General features: G+C 37.6%; 10 protein-coding genes. 6 read left to right on the top strand and 4 right to left on the bottom strand.

Features of this window, described 5'->3' with window-relative positions; genetic code table 11:
- The first annotated feature begins 187 nt into the window (after nt 1–187).
- The 4 genes from AC3QL1_RS10170 to AC3QL1_RS10155 all read left to right on the top strand — a co-directional run bounded on the left by AC3QL1_RS10170 (nt 188) and on the right by AC3QL1_RS10155 (nt 2,984).
- Nucleotides 188–397, top strand: coding sequence for a hypothetical protein (locus AC3QL1_RS10170; RefSeq protein WP_492497288.1), 210 nt, complete (start codon nt 188–190; stop codon nt 395–397).
- 180 nt (nt 398–577) lie between these two features.
- Nucleotides 578–1,960, top strand: coding sequence for a DUF2252 domain-containing protein (locus AC3QL1_RS10165; RefSeq protein ID WP_492497286.1), 1,383 nt, complete (start codon nt 578–580; stop codon nt 1,958–1,960).
- 63 nt (nt 1,961–2,023) lie between these two features.
- Nucleotides 2,024–2,548: a DUF421 domain-containing protein gene (locus AC3QL1_RS10160; protein ID WP_492497284.1), complete on the top strand. Its 525-nt coding sequence runs from the start codon at nt 2,024–2,026 to the stop codon at nt 2,546–2,548.
- Nucleotides 2,549–2,693: 145 nt separating this feature from the next.
- Nucleotides 2,694–2,984: a hypothetical protein gene (locus AC3QL1_RS10155; protein WP_492497282.1), complete on the top strand. Its 291-nt coding sequence runs from the start codon at nt 2,694–2,696 to the stop codon at nt 2,982–2,984.
- A gap of 185 nt (nt 2,985–3,169) precedes the next feature.
- Here the strand turns inward: AC3QL1_RS10155 and AC3QL1_RS10150 are convergent, their stop codons facing one another.
- Nucleotides 3,170–3,757, bottom strand: coding sequence for a PRC-barrel domain-containing protein (locus AC3QL1_RS10150; protein ID WP_492497280.1), 588 nt, complete (start codon nt 3,755–3,757; stop codon nt 3,170–3,172).
- 72 nt (nt 3,758–3,829) lie between these two features.
- A complete protein-coding gene (locus AC3QL1_RS10145; protein WP_492497279.1) occupies nt 3,830–4,018 on the bottom strand; it encodes a hypothetical protein in 189 nt (62 codons plus the stop codon).
- Nucleotides 4,019–4,293: 275 nt separating this feature from the next.
- Between AC3QL1_RS10145 and AC3QL1_RS10140 the strand changes: the two genes are divergently transcribed.
- Together AC3QL1_RS10140 and AC3QL1_RS10135 are read left to right on the top strand one after the other, a co-directional pair.
- Nucleotides 4,294–5,289 (top strand): SDR family NAD(P)-dependent oxidoreductase, encoded by a 996-nt coding sequence (locus tag AC3QL1_RS10140; RefSeq protein WP_492497277.1) that lies wholly within the window; start codon nt 4,294–4,296, stop codon nt 5,287–5,289.
- A gap of 30 nt (nt 5,290–5,319) precedes the next feature.
- Nucleotides 5,320–6,138: a helix-turn-helix domain-containing protein gene (locus tag AC3QL1_RS10135; protein WP_492497276.1), complete on the top strand. Its 819-nt coding sequence runs from the start codon at nt 5,320–5,322 to the stop codon at nt 6,136–6,138.
- Between the two features lie 31 nt (nt 6,139–6,169).
- Here the strand turns inward: AC3QL1_RS10135 and AC3QL1_RS10130 are convergent, their stop codons facing one another.
- Together AC3QL1_RS10130 and AC3QL1_RS10125 are read right to left on the bottom strand one after the other, a co-directional pair.
- The gene (locus AC3QL1_RS10130) at nt 6,170–7,093 is read right to left on the bottom strand and encodes a PorP/SprF family type IX secretion system membrane protein (protein ID WP_492497274.1); all 924 of its coding nucleotides are present in this window, start codon (nt 7,091–7,093) and stop codon (nt 6,170–6,172) included.
- A 54-nt stretch (nt 7,094–7,147) separates the two neighbouring features.
- Nucleotides 7,148–23,848 carry an MBG domain-containing protein gene (locus tag AC3QL1_RS10125; protein WP_492497272.1) on the bottom strand — a complete coding sequence of 5,567 codons (16,701 nt, stop codon included), beginning with the start codon at nt 23,846–23,848 and terminating at the stop codon, nt 7,148–7,150.
- Between the last annotated feature and the right edge of the window lie 612 nt (nt 23,849–24,460).

The raw sequence follows: 24,460 nt of genomic DNA, 5'->3' as shown, positions 1-24,460 counted from the left end.
TACATAAAATTCGTAAAGCTTTTCAAAATTACAAGGCATTTCAAATTACTTCAAGAAGTGTAGAGCAATATATCTCAATAAGTTACAAACTGAAAATTAAACAACTTTTGACGTCAAATAATGTAAAGATTTCCTCTATGATGTTTTTTAGCTTTGAGTTAGAAATTATAACTTAAAAACCATTACCATGAGATTAGCCAGCCACGATAATAACCACCATCAAACTTCTTTATATTCAGGATCACAAATGTTTATGGAAAAACATGAACGCAACCATCTGGAACAGGCTTTTGAATCACTAAACGAGCCATTATGCTTTAGCAGAGATTCAAATTTTCTTGACAGTGAATTCTGCAGTACACTCGAAAAAGAGGGTCATGGAGATTTTCTATTGTAATAGCAAGTAATTATTTAACGTAATATTTTCGATAATCGTAATATAACAATTGATTGTTTATTATTGTTTTCGATAAAAAAAGTAACTCCTTACAAGAGTTGCTATATCTATTCTTTGGCTTCTTTCCATGCATTATTTAATTTGGAAATAGAAGTTACAATGTATATTAAAAAATAAAAAATGAGTTCTGAAAATCCTGAAATCACTAATTTACAACACGGCAAACAAACCAGAAAAGATCAATATGCGTTCGGACGTTCGCTAAGAAAAAATTGTTCGAGAAAATCACATGGAAAATTTCAGGTAACAGAACGAAACGTGGTAGAATTGCATATTGAACGAACAAAAGGCCGTATTGAAGAACTATTGCCTATAAGATATCAACGTATTTTAGAATCGCCGTTTACGCATTTTCGTGGTGCAGCCGGAATTATGGCTACAGATTTGGGTCTTCAAAAATCTACTAATCTAAATATACAGATATGCGGAGATTGTCATTTGTTGAATTTTGGAGGATTTGCAACGCCGGAACGAAATATCATTTTTGACATAAACGATTTTGATGAAACCGCTATTGCTCCATGGGAATGGGATATAAAACGTCTGGCGGCCAGTTTTGCAATTGCTGCCAAGCATAAAGGTTTTTCTAAAAATAAATCCAGAGAAGTAGCTGAAATAGTAGTGACCAGCTACACAAAAAACATGAGAAAGTATGCTAAAATGTCTGCGCTTCAGGTTTGGTATGAAGATATTCGTTTTGAAGACATGATTAAATCCGGCAACGACAATCTCTCCAAAAAGTTAGCTCAAAAGCGTCTTGAAAAAGCATCTGAACGAACTCCTCACGAAAAAGAGTTTGAAAAAATGACCGAAGTAAAAGACGGAAAAGCAATAATTCTGGATAATCCTCCCCTTATTTATCATCTCGAAGGCAAGAAACAAGAAGCTTTTTCACGCCGGGCCGAAAATGCATTTCTGCGATACAAAGAAACTCTTCCTGACGATCGTAAAGTCTTACTCGAAAATTACAAAATTCAGGACGTCGCTATAAAAGTTGTCGGAGTTGGAAGTGTTGGTACGTGGTGCGGGGTAATGTTATTATTATCAGATTCGGGAGATCCGTTATTCCTTCAATTTAAAGAAGCTTACCAAAGTGTTCTCACGCCTTTTACATCAGAAAGTGAATATGAACATCACGGTCAGCGTGTCGTTAACGGTCAGCGTTTGATGCAGTCTGCTTCTGATATTTTCTTAGGCTGGACATCTGATGAAAAAGGACGAAATTATTATGTAAGGCAAATGCGTGATGCAAAAATAAAACCGGTTATTGAAACGATGAACTTCAAAAATCTTGTACACTATGCCAATTCCTGCGGATGGGCGCTTGCTCAGGCACATGCCAGAACAGGAAATGCTGCCGCTGTTATTTCCGGATATATTGGAAAAAGTGACAAGTTTAAAAAAGCAATCGGCCGTTTTTCACTTGCGTACAGCAGACAAAATAAAAAGGATTACCAAACATTATTAACTGCCGTAGAAAAAGGAATTATAAAATTGGATTGATACTAATTTGAAGGCAATCTGGCAATCCAACATTTAATCATACTTAGATCTTAATAAAATATTATGAAAGAAGTTTTTTTTAAAGACTGGATCAGCATTGGACATGTTGTCGCTGCTACCATCATCGCCTTTATTACTTTATTTTTTTTCCTCCGCATTTCAGGCAAACGCACTTTGGCAAAACTTAATGCCTTTGACTTTGTTGTTACTGTTGCTTTGGGGTCAACTTTATCGTATATGATGCTGGCCATGGTTCCGCTGGTTGAAGGAACTATTGTGTTGTTACTCATTATTATCATGCAATATTTTTTTGCCTGGACTGCCCGATCTTCCAAGAAAATGGAAAGACTTATAAATGCAGTTCCCAGCCTTATATTTTATGACGGAATATTTATAGAGAAAACAATGGCAAAGGAAGCTATTACTAAAAGTGAAATATTTTCTATGATCAGGAACTCAGGAATTGATCAGATTGAAGATGTAAAAGCTGTTGTAATGGAACTTAACGGACAAATTACAGTGGTTAGAAAATCAAATGGTAACGGAAACAGTTCGCTGGATGATGTTACAAACAAGCATCATAATTGATTATTTCAACCAAAGTAATTCAGATGAAAATTTAGCAATCACACTCGGAAATTATATAAAATCATAAGCGATGTGACCCTCTATCTTTATATTATTCTAATTCGAAAAAGAATTAGTGACAAAGCCATCAACTAAACTTATTTATATGAAATCTAAAAATTACTATGCATTTGAAGAATCAGCATCCGACCTTTCATCTTATGAAGAACAGCTGTTGTTAAATTATGATGATTATCTGGAAAAAGGGTACGCTGCTGAATTATCTGCAAGCAATCACTACAACTTAGAATTAGGAGAATTGGAAGATTTACTTGAAGATGATTTCGATTCAGAATATGATGAAAATGACTGGGAAGAAGAAGATTCTGAAAATGAACCCGTAGAAGAAAACGATGAAAATCAGGAAAAGCCGGGAACATTTATAATGGCAAGCTAATCTACATTTTTACTATACAATATCAAAGCCGATGATAATTCATCGGCTTTTTATATTATAATTTGTCTGTAAAAAGAAAATCCCATTTCTTCTGAAATGGGATTTTTTATGCATTTAAATTCAATTGATTGATTTGTAATATTCATAAAGTTTGAATATTTAGGAAATCATATCTCAAGAAGAATTTAGTGATTGTCAAATTCTCTACGATTATAAAAAGCATCATCATCACTGTTATAATCAGGGTTAGAATTATTTCCAGGATAATATGAATCCATCACTCTTCGCTCATAATTTCTGTCAAAATTATGCTGAGTGTTATATCGGCTGGTGTTTCTAAAGGTATTATATCCAATATTATTGGCCATAACAATTTTTGTATCCTTGTTTATAGATACAGATCCAATTGGTATAATGATGTGGCTATCACCATCTTTGTATATAAACTCTCTGCCATTGTCGTGCGCTATAGCATCGTGTACTTCATTTTTACTGTCTTCTATTAATGCTTTATCCACATTAACATCCAGATAGACAACACGTTTCATATCTTTATTAACCCAAAGATTATCAATTTTGCCTATAGTACGGTTGTCCGCATCTACGATTTTCCATCCTCTTATGTCTGAGTAGTTTGAAGCAATTTTATAATCTGAAAGTTCATCCAGTTTGTATAAATTTCTATCTTTATTTTCCATAATTTGTTTTTTTAATTTGTTGTTCTCCCGAAGTCTAAAACAGGAATGTCCAGCTGGTAAGTTTACTCTTTCCATCAGCATCAAATCCCAGAGATTATTTACTCCTAAATTTGAGCGAAAGAGCTCTTTTATTCCTGCTAGTTCCCGTTAATTTATCGTATCTGTCGTACTTGAATTTATAGTATCTGTACTTGTACTGTTTTCAGTTTCTACTCTTCTTTCACCCTGTACTTCGTTATCTCTTAAAAATACAAAGTATACAAGTGCTCCAATTAATAGAACTGCTACAATCCACGGCCATATTGGCTTCTTTTTCTCAATTTTAATCTCTGCCATAATATATTTTTTTTATAATAAACGTTTTATCGTAGATTAAAGGTACAAATGAACACGGATTAAGAAGTATGAAATTTCAGGCAGAAGTTATACAATTCCCAGTTACTAAAAGTTTAATATCGAATAGCTTATGTAATAAAATGTATAAAGTAAATAATTTGGAACGCTTTCTGTAATGGACGTTTAAACAAAACATATTCGGACGTTTGAACAAAGTCACAGCGATTTGTATCCTCTAATTTTGTCCTATTAAAACAATTTAAATTTTTAAAAAAATGGAACAGAATAATTATCAGGGAAAACTGCAGAAAGCGACAGGTTCCGGATTTAATGCTAAATCAACATCCAGGGAAGTTATAAAGGGCATTGATCTTACCGGAAAAATTGCCATTGTTACGGGCGGAAATACAGGTATTGGTTTAGAAACGGTTAAAACACTTGCAACAGCTGGCGCAACGGTTATTGTACCCGCCAGAGACATAGAAAAAGCGAAAAGAAATCTGGATGGAATTGCAAATGTAATGATAGAAAAAATGGATTTGATGAACCCGGATTCTGTTGATGCATTTGCCGAAAAGTTTTTGCTTTCAGAAAAACCGTTGCATTTACTCATCAACAATGCGGGAATTATGTGGGTGCCTTTACGCAGGGATAATCGAGGTTATGAATCGCAATTGGCAACTAATTATCTGGCTCTTTATCAACTCACGGCAAGGTTATGGCCGGCATTAAAAAAAGCAAATGGCGCCAGAGTGGTAAACTTATCTTCGGGCGGGCATCAATTTTCTGATTTTAATTTTGAAGATCCTAATTTCCTAAATCGGGAATATGAAACTTTGCAGGGATACGGACAGTCAAAAACAGCGGTTAATCTTTTTTCTTTGGAATTAGACATGCGTGCAAAAGACCATAATGTGAGAAGTTATTCATTATGTCCCGGTGCTGTTGGGGAAACAGAATTAGCACGAGAAGCACCGATCGATTTGTTTCAAAAACTGGGTTACAGTGATGCAGAAGGAAATATACTTCCTGAAGTTGCTGCTTCCTTAAAAACTATTCCGCAAGGCGCAGCCACAACAGTCTGGGCGGCCACAAGCAAATTACTAAATGATATTGGCGGCGTTTATTGCGAAAATGCAGATATAGCCACATTGAGTTCAAATGAAGCAATTATTGGCGGTATTAAAGAGTATTCATTAGATGAAAAAAATGCAAAACGTTTATGGAAATTAAGCGAGGAGATGACCGGAATAAAATTCGACCTTAGTTAATATTTGTATCTTTATACCACACAAGCAATTATGGATTATCAGGTAAATTATATCAACCCGGAGATTAAACTTTCCAGTTACACCGGCAGGCTGTTTAAAACGGAAGCCGCGTTTAATGATCATTTGCTTGTGTGGTTAATTTCGGGTGAAACGAAAATTATTCAGGCAGATGAAAGTTTTGTATTTGGTCCGGGAAGTACTTTTTTGATTCCAAGAAATCAATTGGCCACCATCATTAACATTCCAAAAGACGGATTGCCTCACAAAGCAGTTGCCATGCATTTATCGGCTAAAAGACTGAGAGGATTTTATGATCATGAAAATGTAAAGCTAAAAACGGCTACACCAAAAATTTTCAGTTTTCATAAACATCCTTTGTTGGAAAGCTGTTTGGCATCGCTGATTCCTTATTTTGAAATGCAGGAGAATTTTCCCGAAAATATCGCCTCTTTGAAAATTACAGAAGCAATTTCAATTCTTAGAAATATTGATCAGGATATCGATTCGATATTAGCCAACTTTGACGAACCTGACAAGATTGATTTGATTACTTTTATGGAGAAAAACTTTATGTTTAATATGCCATTGGAAAAATTCGGGTATTTAACAGGGCGAAGTCTCACCACTTTTAAGCGGGATTTCCATAAGGCTTTTAACAGTACACCGCAACGCTGGCTCACCAAAAAAAGATTAGAACTGGCTTATTATCAGCTTACTGAAAAAAACAAAAAACCTGTTGATGTTTATTATGAAACCGGATTTGAGAATTTATCGCATTTTTCTTTTGCGTTCAAAAAACAATTTGGCTATTCTCCAACTGAATTGCAAAGGATAAAAACAAACTTCTAAATGAGTTTATTTTTATTTTGGAGAACTCATATTACTCTAAAAATTTATAGCGCAAACCCAATTCAATTGCATCATTTGCATAAGCGCCGGAATTTCCAATAAATCCAGAGTAAGACAAGAAGATGCCGAGTTTATCTAAGGTAATTCCAAAAGAGCCTGAAACAACTTCATTAGTATGATACATTGTTGATATATTCATGTGGTATTCGGGCATTTCAAAATTGGCACCAATATCTACTATATTTTTTAATCCCTTAATACCTCTAAAAGCAACAAGCGGCTGAATATTGAAATCATTTATTCTGCTGGAAACATAAATTTTATAGCTTGCGGCACCATAAAAAACCTGATTATCTACATATCTTCTTTCACCATCGTTATCTTCAAAAAATGTATTGTTTAAATTAGGTACCGACGCCTGAAGTGTTAATAATTTTGTTGTATACGAAATACCAAAATCACCATCTAAAGCTCCTCCTTCATCAAAATTCTGAATGGACGGATCAGTGATATCTCCGCTTATTTTACTCTTATCAAGCGATAGAAATCTGGCTCCAATGGAAAGTCCGAAATTTAATTTTCGATCTTCTGCATCAAGAGGAAGATGATAGGCAAAAGTTCCTAAAATCCTTGTGTTGGTAATTAAACCTGCCCTGTCGCTATAAAAATTAAGTCCATAAGCTAATCTGTCATCGGGATTGTATTCTGCTGTTCCATACATCATTACCGGATTTCCCGGAACCTCATCCCATTGTCTCTGATATCCAATATTTGCGTTCAGGCCTTTATTTATTCCCGCCATTGCCGGATTGCCTAAATATTGATTTTGGTAGTACATGGCTTCAAATTTATTTAGTTGTGCATTAGCCGTATCAGCAATCAAAAAAACTATACTTAAAAACAGGATTGGCTTGATGACAAATAATCTCATTATTATTTTTTTACTTGTACTCATATTGATATGGTTATGATATAAAAATTATATTATCTGAACTTTCTATTATGGCTGCTAATTCCTGATCATGGTTATGAATCCCTTGATTTTTGGCAAGCTGTCTCCTAAATCAATCAGATAATAATAGGTATCATTGTTTAGTGGAGATCCGCTATATGATCCATCCCATTCATTGCTGTATGATTTTTTAGAATATACGATTCTACCCGCCCTGTCATAAACTGTAACGGTATTATTTGGATATAAAAGAATGTCTTTAATTTCCCAGAAATCATTTTTACCGTCTCCGTCCGGCGATAGAATATTATTTGCAAATACCAGATCCGGAGAAACACCTTTGTATATTACAATTGTATACGTCTCTTTTGTAATGCCATCTCCGGCCGTAACTATTGTTTGAATAATATTATCTCCTGAGTGCAGAATTATTGGAGCACTTGCAGAACCACTGGCAACAGCCAATCCATTTACGGTTATTTGAGATTCAGCATCTTCCGCTGTTGGAGTTACTGTAATTGAGGCTACATCGTACTTAACAACTGCATTATAATTATTTATATTCGATTCAAATCCAGGGTTTAATGTTCCCTGACTAATACTTAAATCAAATAAAGCTGCATTATTTGATTCCTCTTTCGTAATATTGATTGTATAATTTTTAGTAGTTATACCATCTCCCCCAACAACTTTAATAAGTACTGTATTCAGTCCTGGTACTAAAGAAATTGTAGCAGGAGCTCCACTTGCAACTGCCGTTCCGTTAATTGTTATTGATGCTAAAGGGTCATTTGCTATTGCTATTATCGTTTCTGAAGTAATATTATTGGCAACAGTAGTGGTATACAACAGAACATTTGGTGAAAATGCAGGACTAAGAGTTCCACTACTAATAGTCAGACTTGTCAGGTTAACATCATTTGGAGATGTCACTGTCAATACTCCCGCAACATACGAAATATTGTAATTTGAAGCTGCTGCACCACTTACCGAAATAGGATATAATCCAACCGGACTTGCTGCAGTTGCAGTCGTCGAAATAACTGCAGGAGTCGTTAAACTCATAACCGAATCACCATTTACAAATCCGGAATAACTTGCTGTTAATGGAGGATTTGCTTCTCCAAAGGTTTTGGTTTTATTGTCAGCGGTAATAGTTAAACCTGCACGAGTTACTGTTAATATTCCGTCAAAATAGACAAAAGTATAATTTGCTGAAGCTGCGCCGCTCGCCGTTATCGGATAATTTCCAACTGCGCTTGCTGTATTTGCAGTTGTAGAAATTATTGGCGGTGTAGTCAAACTTGCCGATGTGTCACCATTTAAAAAACCTGCGTAACTTGCCGTTAAAGTTGGATTCGCATCACCATACATTTTGGTTTTATTGTCTGCCGTAATAGTTACAACTGCTGGCGTTACCGTCAATGTTCCGTCAACATAAGTAAAGGTATAATTTGATGAAGCTGCTCCGCTTGCCGTGATTGGATAAGTTCCAACAACGCTTGTTGCATCAGCAGTCGTAGTAATTGTTGGCGCTGTGGTCAAACTTGCCGATGTATCTCCGTTTACAAATCCTGTGTAACTTGCCGTTAATATTGGATTTGCATCTCCGTAAACTTTGGTCTGGTTGTCTGCCTTTATGCTTAAAACTGCAGGTATTACGGTCAATGTTCCATCAACGTAAGTAAAAGTATAATTTGAGGAAATTGCCCCGCTCGCCACGATTGGATAGGTTCCTGTTGGACTTGTCGCATCGGCTGTTGTGGAAATGGTTGGCGGTGTTGTCAAACTTGCCGATGTATCACCGTTTACAAATCCTGCGTAACTTGCCGTTAATGTTGGATTTGTATCTCCGTAAACTTTGGTCTGGTTATCTGCCGTAATTGTTACAATTGCAGGCGTAACTGTCAACGTTCCATCAATATATGTAAAAGTATAATTTGCTGAAGCTGCCCCACTTGCCGTAATTGGATAGTTCCCAACGGCACTTGTCGCATCCGCAGTTGTGGTAATTGTTGGCGCTGTGGTCAAACTTGCCGATGTATCACCATTTACAAAACCGGAATAACTTGCTGTTAATGTTGGATTTGCATCTCCATAAATTTTGGTCTGATTATCCGCTGTAATAGTTAAAACTGCAGGTGTAATCGTTAAAGTCCCGTCAACATAAGTAAAAGTATAATTTGATGAAGCTGCTCCGCTGGCCGTGATTGGATAGGTTCCTGTTGGACTTGTTGCATCAGCAGTTGTGGTAATGGTTGGCGGTGTTGTTAAACTTGCCGATGTATCTCCGTTTACAAATCCTGCATAACTTGCCGTTAAAGTTGGATTTGCATCTCCGTAAATTTTAGTCTGGTTATATGCTGTAACGGTTAAAACTGCAGGAGTTACCGTCAATGTTCCGTCAACGTAAGTAAAAGTATAATTTGCCGAAACCGCACCACTTGCCGTAATTGGATAATTTCCAACGGCGCTTGCTGTATTTGCTGTTGTAGAAATTATTGGCGGTGTAGTTAAACTTGCCGATGTATCGCCGTTTACAAAACCGGAATAACTTGCCGTTAATGTCGGATTAACATCTCCGTAAATTTTGGTTTGGTTATCTGCTGTAATAGTTAAAACTGCAGGAGTCACCGTCAATGTTCCATCAATATAAGTGAAAGTATAATTGGCAGAAGCTGCTCCGCTCGCCGTGATTGGATAAGTTCCAACGGCGCTTGCTGCATTTGCAGTAGTCGTAATTGTTGGCGCTGTGGTTAAACTTGCCGATGTATCTCCGTTTACAAAACCTGTATAACTTGCCGTTAATGTTGGATTTGTATCTCCATAAATTTTGGTCTGATTATCAGCCGTAATGGTTAAAATTGCAGGCGTTACGCTCAAAATTCCGTCAACATAAGTAAAGGAATAGTTTGCAGAAACCGCACCGCTAGCCGTTATCGGATAAGTTCCTGTTGGACTTGTGGCATCGGCAGTTGTTGAAATTGTTGGCGGTGTAGTTAAACTTGCCGATGTATCCCCGTTTACAAAACCCGAATAAGTTGCCGTTAAAGTTGGATTGACATCTCCATAAATTTTGGTCTGATTATCCGCTGTAATAGTTAAAACTGCAGGAGTTACCGTCAATGTTCCATCAATATAAGTAAAAGTATAATTTGATGAAGCTGCTCCGCTTGCCGTTATCGGATAAGTTCCTGTTGGACTTGTGACATCGGCAGTTGTGGTAATTGTCGGCGGTGTGGTCAAACTAGCCGCTGTATCTCCGTTTACAAAACCTGCGTAACTTGCCGTTAAAGTCGGATTAACATCTCCATAAATTTTAGTCTGGTTATCTGCCGTAATGGTTACAACTGCAGGAGTTACCGTCAATGTTCCGTCAACATAAGTAAAAGTATAATTTGCTGAAGCTGCCGCGCTTGCCGTAATTGGATAAGTTCCAACAACGCTTGTCGCGTCGGCAGTTGTAGTAATTGTTGGTGCTGTTGCCAAACTTGCCGCTGTATCTCCGTTTACAAATCCCGTGTAACTTGTTGTTAATATTGGATTTACATCTCCGTAAATTTTAGTCTGATTATCAGCTGTTATGGTTAAAATTGCAGGAGTTATAGTCAACGTTCCATCAACATAAGTAAAGGTATAATTTGACGAAGCTGCACCGCTTGCCGTGATTGGATAAGTTCCTGTTGGACTTGTCGCATCGGCAGTTGTTGTAATTGTTGGCAGCGTTGTTAAACTTGCGGCTGTATCGCCATTTACAAAACCTGAATAACTTGCCGTTAATGTTGGATTTGCTGATCCATAAGTTTTGCTTTGATTATCAGCGGTAATCGTTAATATAGCAGGAGTTACAGCCAATGTTCCATCAACATAAGCAAAAGTATAATTTGACGAAGCTGCCCCGCTTGCCGTGATTGGATAGGTTCCAACAACGCTTGTCGCATCGGCTGTTGTAGAAATTGTTGGCGGCGTAGTCAAACTAGCTGATGTATCTCCGTTTACAAAACCGGCATAACTTGCTGTTAATGTTGGATTCACATCTCCGTAAATTTTAGTCTGATTGTCTGCTGTAATAGTTAAAATCGCAGGAGTAACAGTCAATGTTCCATCAACGTAAGTAAAAGTATAATTCGCTGAACCTGCACCGCTTGCCATGATTGGATACGTTCCAACAACGCTTGTCGCATCGGCTGTTGTCGTGATTGTTGGTGCTGTGGTCAAACTTGCGGCTGTATCTCCATTTACAAAACCGGAATAACTTGCCGTTAAAGTCGGATTCGCATCTCCGTAAATTTTAGTTTGGTTGTCTGCTGTAATAGTTAATACTGCAGGTGTAACAGTTAAAGTTCCATCAACGTAAGTAAAAGTATAATTTGCTGATGCTCCCCCGCTTGCTGTTATTGGATAACTTCCTGTTGGACTTGTCGCATCCGCTGTGGTGGAAATTGTTGGTGCCGTGGTTAAGCTTGCTGATGTATCCCCGTTTACAAAACCTGCATAACTTGCCGTTAATGTTGGATTGGCATCTCCGTAAATTTTAGTCTGATTGTCTGCTGTAATAGTTAAAATCGCAGGAGTTACGGTCAACGTTCCGTCAACGTAAGTAAAAGTATAATTTGCAGAAGCTGCGCCGCTTGCCGCAATTGGATAAGTTCCTGTTGGACTTGTAGCATCCGCTGTGGTGGAAATTGTTGGCAGCGTTGTCAAACTTGCTGATGTATCTCCGTTCACAAATCCGGAGTAACTTGCCGTTAAAGTCGGATTCGCATCTCCGTAAATTTTAGTCTGATTATTTGCTGTTATAGTCAAAACTGCAGGAGTTACAGTCAATGTTCCGTCAACATAAGTAAAAGTATAATTTGCTGAAGTTGCTCCGCTTGCCGTGATTGGATAAGTTCCTGTTGGACTTGTCGCATCCGCTGTGGTGGAAATTGTTGGTGCCGTGGTTAAGCTTGCTGATGTATCCCCGTTTACAAAACCTGCATAACTTGCCGTTAATGTTGGATTGGCATCTCCGTAAATTTTAGTCTGGTTATCCGCACTAATTGTAAGTAATGCCGGCGTAATAGTTAAAGTTCCGTCTACATAAATAATTGTATAGTTTGGAGATGTCGCTCCACTTGCCGTAATCGGATATGTACCTACAGGACTACTTTGGTCGGCTATTGTTGTAATAGTTGGTAAAGTTGTTAAACTCGTCTCGTTATCACCATTTACAAATCCTGAGTAAGTTACTGTTAATACTGGATTTGCATCTCCGTAAATTTTAGTCTGGTTATCCGCAATTATAGTTAGTAATGTTGATGCAGTAACACTAAGCGTTCCATTGACATAAGTTATAGTATAATTTGAAGAAGCCGCTCCATTCACTGTTATCGGATAATTTCCAACAACGCTAGTTGCATCAGCAGTTGTAGAAAGATTTGGCGGCGTAGTCAAACTAGCTGATGTATCTCCGTTTACAAAACCGGCATAACTTGCTGTTAAAGTTGGATTTGCATCTCCATAAACTTTAGTTTTATTATCTGCGGTAATTGTAAGTATTGCAGGCGTTACGCTCAAAGTTCCGTCAACATAAGTAAAGGTATAATTTGCTGAAGCCGCTCCGCTTGCCGTGATTGGATAAGTTCCAACAATACTAGTCGCATCGGCTGTGGTAAAAATAGTTGGCGGTGTAGCCAAACTTGCTGCTGTATCACCATTTACAAAACCGGCATAACTTGCTGTTAAAGTTGGATTTGCTTCTCCGTAAATTTTTGTTTGATTATCCGCTGTAATAGTTAAAATTGCTGGAGTTACCGTCAACGTTCCATCAACGTAAGTAAAAGTATAATTTGCTGAAACTGCTCCGCTTGCCGTGATTGGATATGTTCCTGTTGGACTTGTAGCATCCGCTGTTGTGAAAATGGTTGGTGCCGTGGTTAAACTTGCCGATGTATCACCGTTTACAAAACCTGAATAACTTGCCGTTAATGTTGGATTTGAGTCTCCGTAAATTTTAGTCAGGTTATCCGCCGTGATGGTTAAAACTGCAGGAGTTACCGTCAATGTTCCGTCAATGTAAGCAAAAGTATAATTTGCCGAAACTGCACCGCTTGCAGTGATTGGATAGGTTCCAACAATGCTTGTTGCATCGGCAGTTGTGGTGATTGTCGGCGCTGTGGTTAAACTTGCCGATGTATCACCATTCACAAAACCTGCATAACTTGCCGTTAATGTAGGATTTGCATCTCCGTAAATTTTAGTCTGGTTATCCGCGGTAATAGTTAAAATCGCAGGCGTCACTGTCAATGTTCCATCCACATAAGTAAAAGTATAATTTGCAGAAACTGCACCGCTTGCCGTGATTGGATAAGTTCCAACAATACTTGTAGCATCGGCAGTGGTTGAAATTGTTGGCGCTGTGGTTAAACTTGCTGATGTATCCCCGTTTACAAAACCTGCATAACTTGCCGTTAAGGTCGGATTCGCATCTCCGTAAATTTTGGTCTGATTATCAGCCGTGATGGTCAAAACTGCAGGCGTTACTGTCAACGTTCCATCAACATAAGTAAAAGTATAATTTGACGAAGCTGCCCCGCTTGCTGTGATTGGATAGGTTCCAACAATACTTGTTGCATCGGCAGTTGTAGAAATTGTTGGCAGCGTTGTTAAACTAACCGATGTATCGCCATTTACAAAACCTGCATAACTTGCCGTCAAAATTGGATTTGCATCTCCGTAAATTTTAGTCTGATTATCAGGCGTGATGGTTAAAATCGCAGGAGTTACTGTCAATGTTCCGTCAACATAAGTAAAAGTATAATTAGCTGAAGCTGCACCGCTTGCCGTAATTGGATAAGTCCCAACGGCGCTAGTTGCATCCGCTGTTGTTGTAATTGTTGGTAGTGTAGTCAAACTTGCTGATGTATCACCATTTACAAAACCTGAATAACTTGCCGTTAATGCTGGATTCGCGTCTCCGTAAATTTTAGTCTGATTATCAGCCGTAATGGTCAAAATCGCAGGAGTAATCGTCAATGTTCCATCAACATAAGTAAAAGTATAATTTGCTGAAGCTGCACCGCTCGCCGTGATTGGATAAGTTCCAACGGCGCTAGTTGTATCCGCTGTTGTGGTAATTGTCGGTGCCGTGGTCAAACTTGCCGATGTATCACCATTTACAAAACCTGCATAACTTGCCGTTAATGTTGGATTGGCATCTCCATAAATTTTAGTTTGATTGTCTGCTGTAATAGTTAAAACTGCAGGAGTTACTGTCAATGTTCCATCAACATAAGTAAAAGTATAATTCGCTGAAGTTGCTCCATTTGCCGTAATTGGATAAGTTCCAACAACACTTATAGCATCGGCTGTGGTGGAAATTGTTGGTGCTGTTGTCAAATTAGCCGATGTATCGCCATTTACAAATCCTGTGTAACTTGCCGTCAAAGTTGGATTCGCATCTCCGTAAATTTTAGTCTGGTTGTCTGCTGTAATAGTTAAAACTGCAGGAGTAACCGTCAACGTTCCATCAACATAAGTAAAAGTATAATTAGCTGAAGCTGCTCCGCTTGCTGTTATTGGATAAGTTCCAACGACGCTAGTTGTATCCACTGTTGTTGTAATTGTCGGTGCCGTGGTCAAACTTGCCGATGTGTCACCATTTACAAAACCTGCATAACTTGCCGTTAAAGTCGGATTCGCATCTCCGTAAATTTTAGTCTGGTTATCCGCTGTGATGGTTAAAACTGCTGGAGTTACGGTCAACGTTCCGTCAACATAGGTAAAAGTGTAATTTGCCGAAGCTGCCCCACTTGCCGTGATTGGATAAGTCCCAACGGCGCTAGTTGCATCTGCTGTTGTCGTGATTGTTGGCGCTGTAGTTAAACTTGCAGATGTATCCCCGTTTACAAAACCTGTGTAACTTGCCGTTAATGTTGGATTTACGTCTCCATAAATTTTAGTCTGATTATCCGCCGTTATGGTTAAAACTGCAGGAGTCACAGTCAATGTTCCGTCAACGTAAGTGAAAGTATAATTCGATGAAACTGCTCCGCTTGCCGTAATTGGATAAGTTCCAACAACGCTTGTCGCATCGGCTGTTGTGGTAATTGTTGGCGCTGTGGTTAAACTTGCCGATGTATCACCGTTGACAAATCCTGCATAACTTGCCGTTAATGTTGGATTTGTATCTCCGTAAACTTTAGTCTGGTTATCTGCTGTAATTGTTAAAACCGCAGGAGTAACCGTCAATGTTCCATCAACATAAGTGAAAGTATAATTCGATGAAGCTGCGCCGCTTGCCGTAATTGGATAGGCTCCAACAATGCTTGTCGCGTCGGCTGTTGTGATAATTGTTGGCGGCGTTGTCAAACTAGCCGATGTATCTCCGTTTACAAATCCTGCATAACTTGCCGTTAATGTTGGATTTGCATCTCCGTAAATTTTAGTCTGATTGTCTGCAGTAATGGTTACAAGCGCAGGATTAACAGTAAGAGTTGCATCAACCACTGCATATCCAATCGTATAATTTGGCGAAGTAGCTCCGCTAACTATTATTGGGTAAATACCTACCGGACTACTCGTTGTAGCAGTTGTGCTTGCAATTGCAGGTGTAGTTAGATTAGCTTCTGTATCTCCGTTTACAAAACCTGTATAATTAATCGTTAAAGGCGGATTTGCGCTTCCGTAAGTTTTGATCTGATCATCCGCTGTAATTTGAAGATTAGCAGGATTAATTTGCAATGCTCCATCGACATAAGTAAAAGTATAATTCGCTGAAGCTGCTCCGCTGGCCGTGATTGGATAAGTTCCAACAACACTTGTCACATCGGCCGTTGTGGTAATGGTTGGAGGTGTAGTCAAACTTGCCGATGTATCTCCGTTTACAAATCCTGCATAACTTGCCGTTAAAGTCGGATTTGCATCTCCGTAAACTTTAGTCTGGTTATCTGCCGTAATGGTTAAAACTGCAGGCGTAACTGTCAGCGTTCCATCAACGTAAGTAAAACTATAATTTGATGAAGCTGCACCGCTTGCTGTTATCGGATAGGTTCCAACAATACTTGTCGCATCGGCTGTTGTGGTAATTGTTGGCGGTGTGGTCAAACTAGCCGCTGTATCGCCATTTACAAATCCTGCATAACTTGCCGTTAAAGTCGAATTTGCATCTCCGTAAACTTTAGTCTGGTTATCTGCCGTAATGGTTAAAACTGCAGGAGTTACTGTCAATGTTCCATCAACGTAAGTAAAAGTATAATTTGAGGAAACTGCCCCGCTTGCCGTTATTGGATAGGTTCCAACAACGCTTGTGACATCGGCAGTTGTGGTAATTGTTGGCGGTGTAGTTAAACTTGCCTCCGTATCTCCGTTTACAAAACCTGTGTAACTTACCGTTAAAGTTGGATTTGCATCTCCGTAAATTTTAGTCTGGTTATCTGCCGTAATGGTTAAAACTGCAGGAGTTACCGTCAAAGTACCACCGACGTAACTAATTGTATAATTTGGATTCGCTCCTCCACTTGGTGTGATTGGATAATTGCCTACGGGACTTCCTAAAACTGCTGTTGTTGAAATTGTTGGCGCTGGTGACAAATCTGTTTCATCATCACCGTTTACAAATCCAGCATACGAGAGTGTTAAAGGAGGATTTGCCGAACCAAAAACTTTTGTTTTACTTTCGGCAGTAATAGTTAAAACTGCAGGTGTTACCGTTAAAGTTCCGTCAACATAACTAATACTATAATTCGGATTTACCGCACCGCTGGCAGTTATCGGATAAGTTCCTACTGCGCTTGTCGCATCGGCTGTTGTCGAAATAGTGGCAGGCGTGGTTAAGCTTGCCTCGGTATCACCATTTACAAAACCTGTATAACTTGCCGTTAAAGTCGGATTCGTATCTCCGTAAACCTTGGTCTGGTTATCTGCCGTAATGGTTAAAGGCGCCGGAGTTATGTTCAAATTTCCATTCACGTAAGTGATATCATAATTAGGACTTACCGCGCCACTTGCTATGATGGTATATAAATCAGCGGCACTTCCGGTAACGGCGGTTGTAGAAACGGTTGGCGGAGTGGTTAAACTTGCTTCTGTATCTCCGTTTACAAAACCCGTGTAAGTTACCGTTAAAGTCGGATTGGCTTCGCCGTAAACTTTTGTTTGATTATCGGCTGTAATGGTTAAAGGAGCCGGAGTAACTGTGCTTAAAACCGTTGGTACGTTTACATCTGCTGCTCCATCACTGGTTAACACTACATCTCCAGAATAATCTCCTACTACATCCGTTTCTTTTAATCTTATATAAACTGGTATGTCTGTAATTGTAGTTGATCCTCCTATAGCAATACTAACAGCGAAATTGATATTATCACTACTTACTTCAAATCCTGCCGGGGGTGAAATTACCACTCCTTCAATCATGTTTGTACCCGAAACATTAAAAGTACCTGATGCAGATGGTGTTCCGTAAACGGTTGTTAATGCCGATAAACTACCTGTTGTAACAATCGTTGGCTGTAATCGGGTTACTGTTATCGTATAAGTTCCTAAAGTTGTACCATCCTGAGCAGTAACTACTGTGGTAATCACATTTGCTCCAACTGACAAATTAATTGTTCCCGAAGCACTCCCACTCGTAACTGCTGTACCGTTTACTGTTACGGTTGCGTTGGCTTCAGTAGTTGTTGGTGTAACGGTTAAAGTTGTAGTTGTATAAGGTACTGTGGCAGTATAAATGGTAGTAGCACTTGCAAAAACAGGATCTAATGTTCCCTCACTCAAAGTTAGATTACTTAAGGTTGCATCGTTGCTCAGAGTAGTTAAAGCCGCAGGGTTTCCAGTGCTTGCTGTAGTTAAATACATTTCATCAGTTGGTGAACCGTTTTGTTCCACAACCATAACCTGATAATTTGTGCCGGGAGTTAATCCTGTAATATTTACGGTTGTTCCTGTGCCATTATATATGCAGTACCATCCACTGGTGCCAATTTGTGTGCCTGATCCAAAAGCGGGATTTGCTGTGTAAGCGGTAAAATTAACCGGTAGCGGACTTCCAGTAGATCCTGCAAACATAAATACCGCTCTTGAAGAACCATTTCCATTTGTCCAAGTTGCAGTAGTTGCTGTTCCGGTGGTCGCACTAAAAACAACATTCGTTGCCTGAACTGTTGGTTCAAATAATGGATTATTTCGGAAAACTGAAATATTATTACTACTTAGATTAGCAATATCGTTTTTGCCATCCCCATCAAAATCTCCCATAATTATAGCAGCCGTTCCTGAAAGATTGCTATAATCAACTCTATTACCAAAACTAATAGCGCCACTTAACGAGGTATTTCGAAAAACAAATAAAGATGAACCGCTGTTTCCTGCTGCAATATCTAATTTCCCATCACCATCTAAATCATTAACAGCCACTCTGTTTACAGTTCCGGTAACCGTTAAGTTAGCAGTAGGCGAAAAATTAAAATTTCCTGCTCCCGATGAAGTATTATGAAGTATAGATATTGAGCTTATATTCTCGTTACCCATAATAATATCTGCCTTTCCATCACCATCTAAATCCCCTACAACTATATCATTAGGTCTTGCACCTCCCGAGGCAAAACCTATCGGACCAGAAAAAGTAATGCTCCCACTTCCAGTAGTATTTTGAAAAATTGAAATTTTATCTGCAAGATAACTGGCTACTGCAATATCCATTTTATTATCATTATCAAAATCTCCCAATTCGACTCTTACCGGCCCATTATCAGTTGCAAAAAATGTTCTTGGAGCAAAATTGATATTTCCAATTCCAGATGACGTGTTTTTAAAAATAGAAACATTACTATTTGACGAACTAAAATTACTAACTATAATATCTGATTTACCATCTTTATCAAAATCATACATTACTATTCCTATAGGGGCATCACCTGCAGCGTATGATGTTGCGCTTGCAAAATTTATATTTCCGCTTCCCGTGGATGTGTTTCTTAAAATAGAAATTGTATTACTCAATCTATTACTTACAGCAATATCTAATTTACCATCAGCATCCAAATCTCCAACTACAATACCCTGAGGATTTGTACCAACAGTAAAATTTCCTGCTGAAGTAAAAGAGGAAGAAGTAATTGCACCACTGGTTGATGAATTTTTAAAAATCGTTACTGCACCAACATTATTTGCAATTGCTAAATCTATTTTACCATCGGCATCAAAATCTCCCATCGAAATATCTCCTGAATTTCCCTGGCTTACCGTTGTAAAATCAATCTTACTTTGGATGTCATCAATAGTTATATTTCCTTTATTTGGTGTAAAACTTGTATTAAACGGAATCGTAGAATATCCCAATAAAACAGTTGTACCATTTAATACTGATATTTGTTGAAAACTAGCACCCGCGGGTACAGTAACTGTCAGGCTGGTTGTACTAGCCGCACTCACCACAGCCTGAGCTGCACCAAAAAATACAATATTTTCAGCTGCTGTTGCGCCAAAATTAGCTCCATTTATAACAACGGTTGTACCCGCAGGTCCAGATTGAGGGCTGAAACTAGTTACAACTGGTGGTAATGGAGCTGCAAATGTCTGAAAAGTAAATACTGCTCCTGTTGGCAATGCCACATTATTAAAGGTAACTTTATTCGCAGTTAAGGATACAGCTGGATATTTTACGACACTTCCACCGGTAAAATCGCCTGTACCTGTTGGATCGACTAAAAGAGCATAATCACTAAAACTTTGTGCAGAATAAGTAAGTCCGGTTACATCATAACTCAATGTTACGTTTCCGGGTGTTCCCGTCGTTTGAGATTTCCAAAGTCTTTGCACTCTTTTTATCGTAAAACCTGGGACATTTCCCGTTATTTCTGTTAATGGACCTGTATTATGACCAACAATTAAAAATGAATTATTTACTAATGATGATGGATTGCTGATTATAATATTACCTTTTCCAGATTGTCCTGTACCATTTCCGGAACCTGTATTAGTACTATTAGAAATAGTCTGATTTAAATCTGAAGTATCATCTTTACTTATTCCAAATACATCATTGTGATAAGCTGCATTGGCTGTTGCGTCCCAAACCACAGTACCTGCGCTATTAAGATAGTTACCTGTTTTATGAATACCATATTTTATCGCTAGATAGGATTCGACACTTATGGCTGCAGTAACTGAAATTAATGATGGGTATAGAATTATTTCTGCAATATTACCCCTCCAAAGTTCGTTTGTAGCATTTACAAAAGCGCCTATTCTTCCACTATTTGTAGTAAGTAATGTATTCCAGCCTGCCTGAGTACTGGTACCAATAGAAGCACCGGCATCAAAAAACGAAACTGTTGGTGTATTGTAAGTAACAGTACCTAATTTTGGCACATTAACAGTCCAAAAATTTGAGGAAGATTGTGCTTCATTACCATAAGCACTGGCATATAGCGTAGTTGCATTTAATAATTTCCCTATGTTAAAAGCTCTGCCTAGAGTGGCTGTACCGTATCCATATACCCAACTATTCGTTGGTTGTGTATTAGTAGAACTAGCTACTACAAATATAGAACGTGCACTATTTCCAGAAGGTAAATTATTTACAGGAGCAGTTAAATAATTGGTACCTGAAAAAGTAACTGCCTGGTTAAAATTAATGCTATTCGTAGTATAAAGAGGTTGACTGGCTCCAGTAGGTTGTATAGCATTATTATTATTTCCGCTAAAATCATTCCATTGCGCTACATTGGTTGCATTTAAAGTAATACCTGAGTTTGCTTTATACCATATTACTTCACCCAATACTCCACCAGGTCCAGATGTAATAGTTGTTATTCCCACAGGATTTCCCGTGCTTGTAGTGGTTAAATATATCTCATTTCCTGTGCTACCATTATATTCAACAACCATTAACTGATAAGTTGTGACTTGAGTCAAACCTGTTATATTTACAGTTGTTCCTGTACCGTTATAAACACAATACCATCCGGTTGTTCCTATTTGTGTTCCTGCGCCAAAAGTATTATTTGCTGTATAAGTTGTGTTATCTACCGGAACCGGACTTCCGCTTGCTCCAGCATATATGAATACTGCTCTTGAACTCCCGGTACCATTTGTCCAGCTGGCTGTAGTTGTTGTTCCTGTTGTATTTGTAAAACTAACATTTGTTGCCTGAACAGTTGGAATTACAGGAACCAATAAAGTCTGAAATGTAAATACGGCACCATTGGGTAAATTTATATTATCAAAATTAACTTTATTACCAGAAATAGAAGTTGCAATATATTGTAAAGATGATCCATCAAAAGTACCTGTTCCTGTTGGGTCGACCAAAACAGAAAAATCACTGGCGATATGTCCAGAGTATGTCAGTCCCGTGATATCATAACTCAAACTCACAGTTCCAGTAGTTCCGGTAGTTTGAACCTTCCATAATCTCTGAACCCTTTTTGTTGTATTTGCTCCATCGATAACATCTGCTTCTGTAAGTGCGTTAGTATTATGACCCACAATTAAAAATGAATTATTTACTAATGATGATGGATTGCTGATTATAATATTTCCCTTTGCACTTTGTCCGGTACCATTTCCGGAACCTGTATTTGTGCTATTAGAAGTAGTCTGATTTAAATCTGAAGCATCATCTTTACCTATTCCAAAAACATCATTATGATAAGCCAAATTAGCTGTTCCATCCCATATAACAGCATCATTTGATGAAATATAATTTGCTGGTGTAGCTGATGTTCCTAAAGTAAAACCATATTTAATAGCCAGATATGTTTCTATTTTATTATGATTATTAGAAATAGAAGATTGATCTGTTTTGTAAAAAATAACCTCCGCAATATTACCATTAAAATAATCTGTTCTGATAATCGTGCTATTTCCTAAACGATAAATTTGCGAATTAAGATTAGCAGTTGTATAGGCATTTGTTGTAAAAGCGCTACCATTGCTTTCTATTCTATATTGATTTGATGTTGTAAAATGAGTTGATAATATTATGTCTTTACCTAATATTGTACTAATACCCGGTAAAGAAACACCATTTCTAGTTGAATGGATCACATCGTTTCCTCCATTTCTTTCTATTAAAGCAATTCCATTTGTATTGTCATAATCTGAAATATTATATCCATTTGAAATGGTGATTACTCTACCATTCGTAGTAGCCGTTTGTGTATTCATTTTTTGCACAACATATGCCGAAATATTATTACTTGTTATAGGAACCGAAAATGTTGCCTGCATCGCATACATACTAGTTCCCGAAGTTCCATTAAAATTTAAAGATGGATTAAAATTCAGATAATTTGTTTGGAATGTCGGTGCTAAAGGAATGGCTGAACCACCACTTAGAAATGCCATAGAAGAAGGTACTGTGGCATGATTATTATTTGTACTCTGGTCATTCCAGGTTGTAACACCAGCACCATTTACAACAGTTGATGTACCTGCATTTGCTTTTAACCATAGTACTAAATCTGAGGAAGCTATTCCTCCCGGACCTATGGTTGATGATAACGTATTTATTGTACCAAAAGTAAAAGTAGCTCCAGGCGGAAAATTCACATTGTCAAATAATAATTTATTTCCAGAAACAGAACTAGAAGATATAATGGTTACAGTTCCGGTTGCAAAATTGCCATCACCATCATCGTCAACTAATAGTTGAAGTCCACTTAATGTTCCAGGAATTGAAATAGCTGTGACATCAAATTCTAAATTTATTGTACCTACACTGCCTGTCGTTTCTGTTTTCCAAATGCGATCCATGCGGGCAAACCCTATCGGAGAACCAGTTGGCAAATTTGTAGTAACAAACGAGAAATTATTACTATCATGTCCAATTAATAAAAAGCTATTATTTGACAATGACGAAGGGTTGCTTATTACAATATTTCCCTTTCCGCCTTGTCCTGTTCCGTCTCCGCTTCCTGTATTCATACTATTAGATTGTGTCTGTAGTAAGCCAGATGCAGTATCTTGCCCTACTCCAAAAACATCGTTATGATAAACCGAATTTATAACAGCATTCCATAAAATTGTATTGGCGCTGTCTACATAGTTACCTGTTTTATGAATACCATATTTGATTGCTAAGTAAGATTCAATATTTATTCTTTGCCCTGATGTAGTTTGGTCGTATACAATAACTTCTGCAATTTGTCCATTTAAATGGTTCCATCCTGCAGAATTTCCGTTATTATTGGTAGTACCAACAGTAGGCACAAAGTTTATCGACGAAAATCCTAATAAATCAGTCATACTCTGATCAGCCCCATCTAATCGGCCTATCATGTTACCGGCCAAAGCTGCATCCATTCCAAAAACGTGAAAATTATCAAAATCAGTAAAAGGAAAACTGGAGTAAGTTGTTGGTTCTCCATTTCCGGAATGTATACCGGAATTAAATTCAGCAAAAATAGCTTTACCATAACTAGAACCAGGACTTGTACCACCAATAATAACACCGCCATTTGGATCATTTACTTTAAAAACCGCATATCCATCAGTATAATTGATTGCAGTATTACCAATTAAATTCTGATTACCGGGATAAACATCCAGAGCTATACTATTATTAAAATTTACTGTAGAATTAAAATTAATTGCGTTTGCTGTAACAGTTGGAGGGGTAGCACTAACTGCAAAAGTATTTATAGAAGCTTTGTCAGTCCAGCCAGTTAAATTGCTTCCGGTAACGGCTGTGCCATTACTTGCATCGAGCCATAAATTTAAACCGGTTGATACTCCTCCCGGACCTTGTGCTCTAACAGTATACGATAGCATTGAAAAAATAACTAAAAAACAAAAGAAAAATAAAGTTCTTATACGTGGAAAAGTAAATATTCTATCCATACTAAATAGTTTTATGTTTAATCAAAAATTATTTATAACATTTTCTAATAGTGGTCGCATAAATAATTTTAAAGATTGTTTTTAAAATTTCAATTCTGACTTCTCAAAAAAGCAATTCATAATCTGTTGAATTATAATTTCATAGAATTATAAAATTTAATCAACTATAAAATCTCTTTTTTAAAAGAGCCTATTTTAAAGCAATAGTTTTAATCGAATAATTATATAAATGAAGCGGACAAATTTGACAAATCAGAAGTACGAGAAAAATGAAGGAAGGTTAATTTGTGTAAAGGCTAAAAATTCAAACACCTGATTATCAGGTGATAAAATTATGTTAAAATTCTAATTTTCTTACAATTCTGAATCTCTAAACTGTTTCAAGTTATAAAATGAAACATGTTTTAATTATTGATCATTTTGAAGAAAAAAATATTTTATTAGAATTATCAGGTTGTTTCTAAAAGCCTAAAATTGACTGTATAGCACTGATTCATTGAGTTAGGAGGAAAAGTTATTAGGATATTTATCAGTATTAAATTC

The organism is Flavobacterium sp. GW823-FHT04A11 (genome assembly GCF_058796535.1).
The sequence above is the reverse complement of the archived record's forward strand: the minus strand, read 5'-3'. Positions and strand labels throughout refer to the sequence as shown.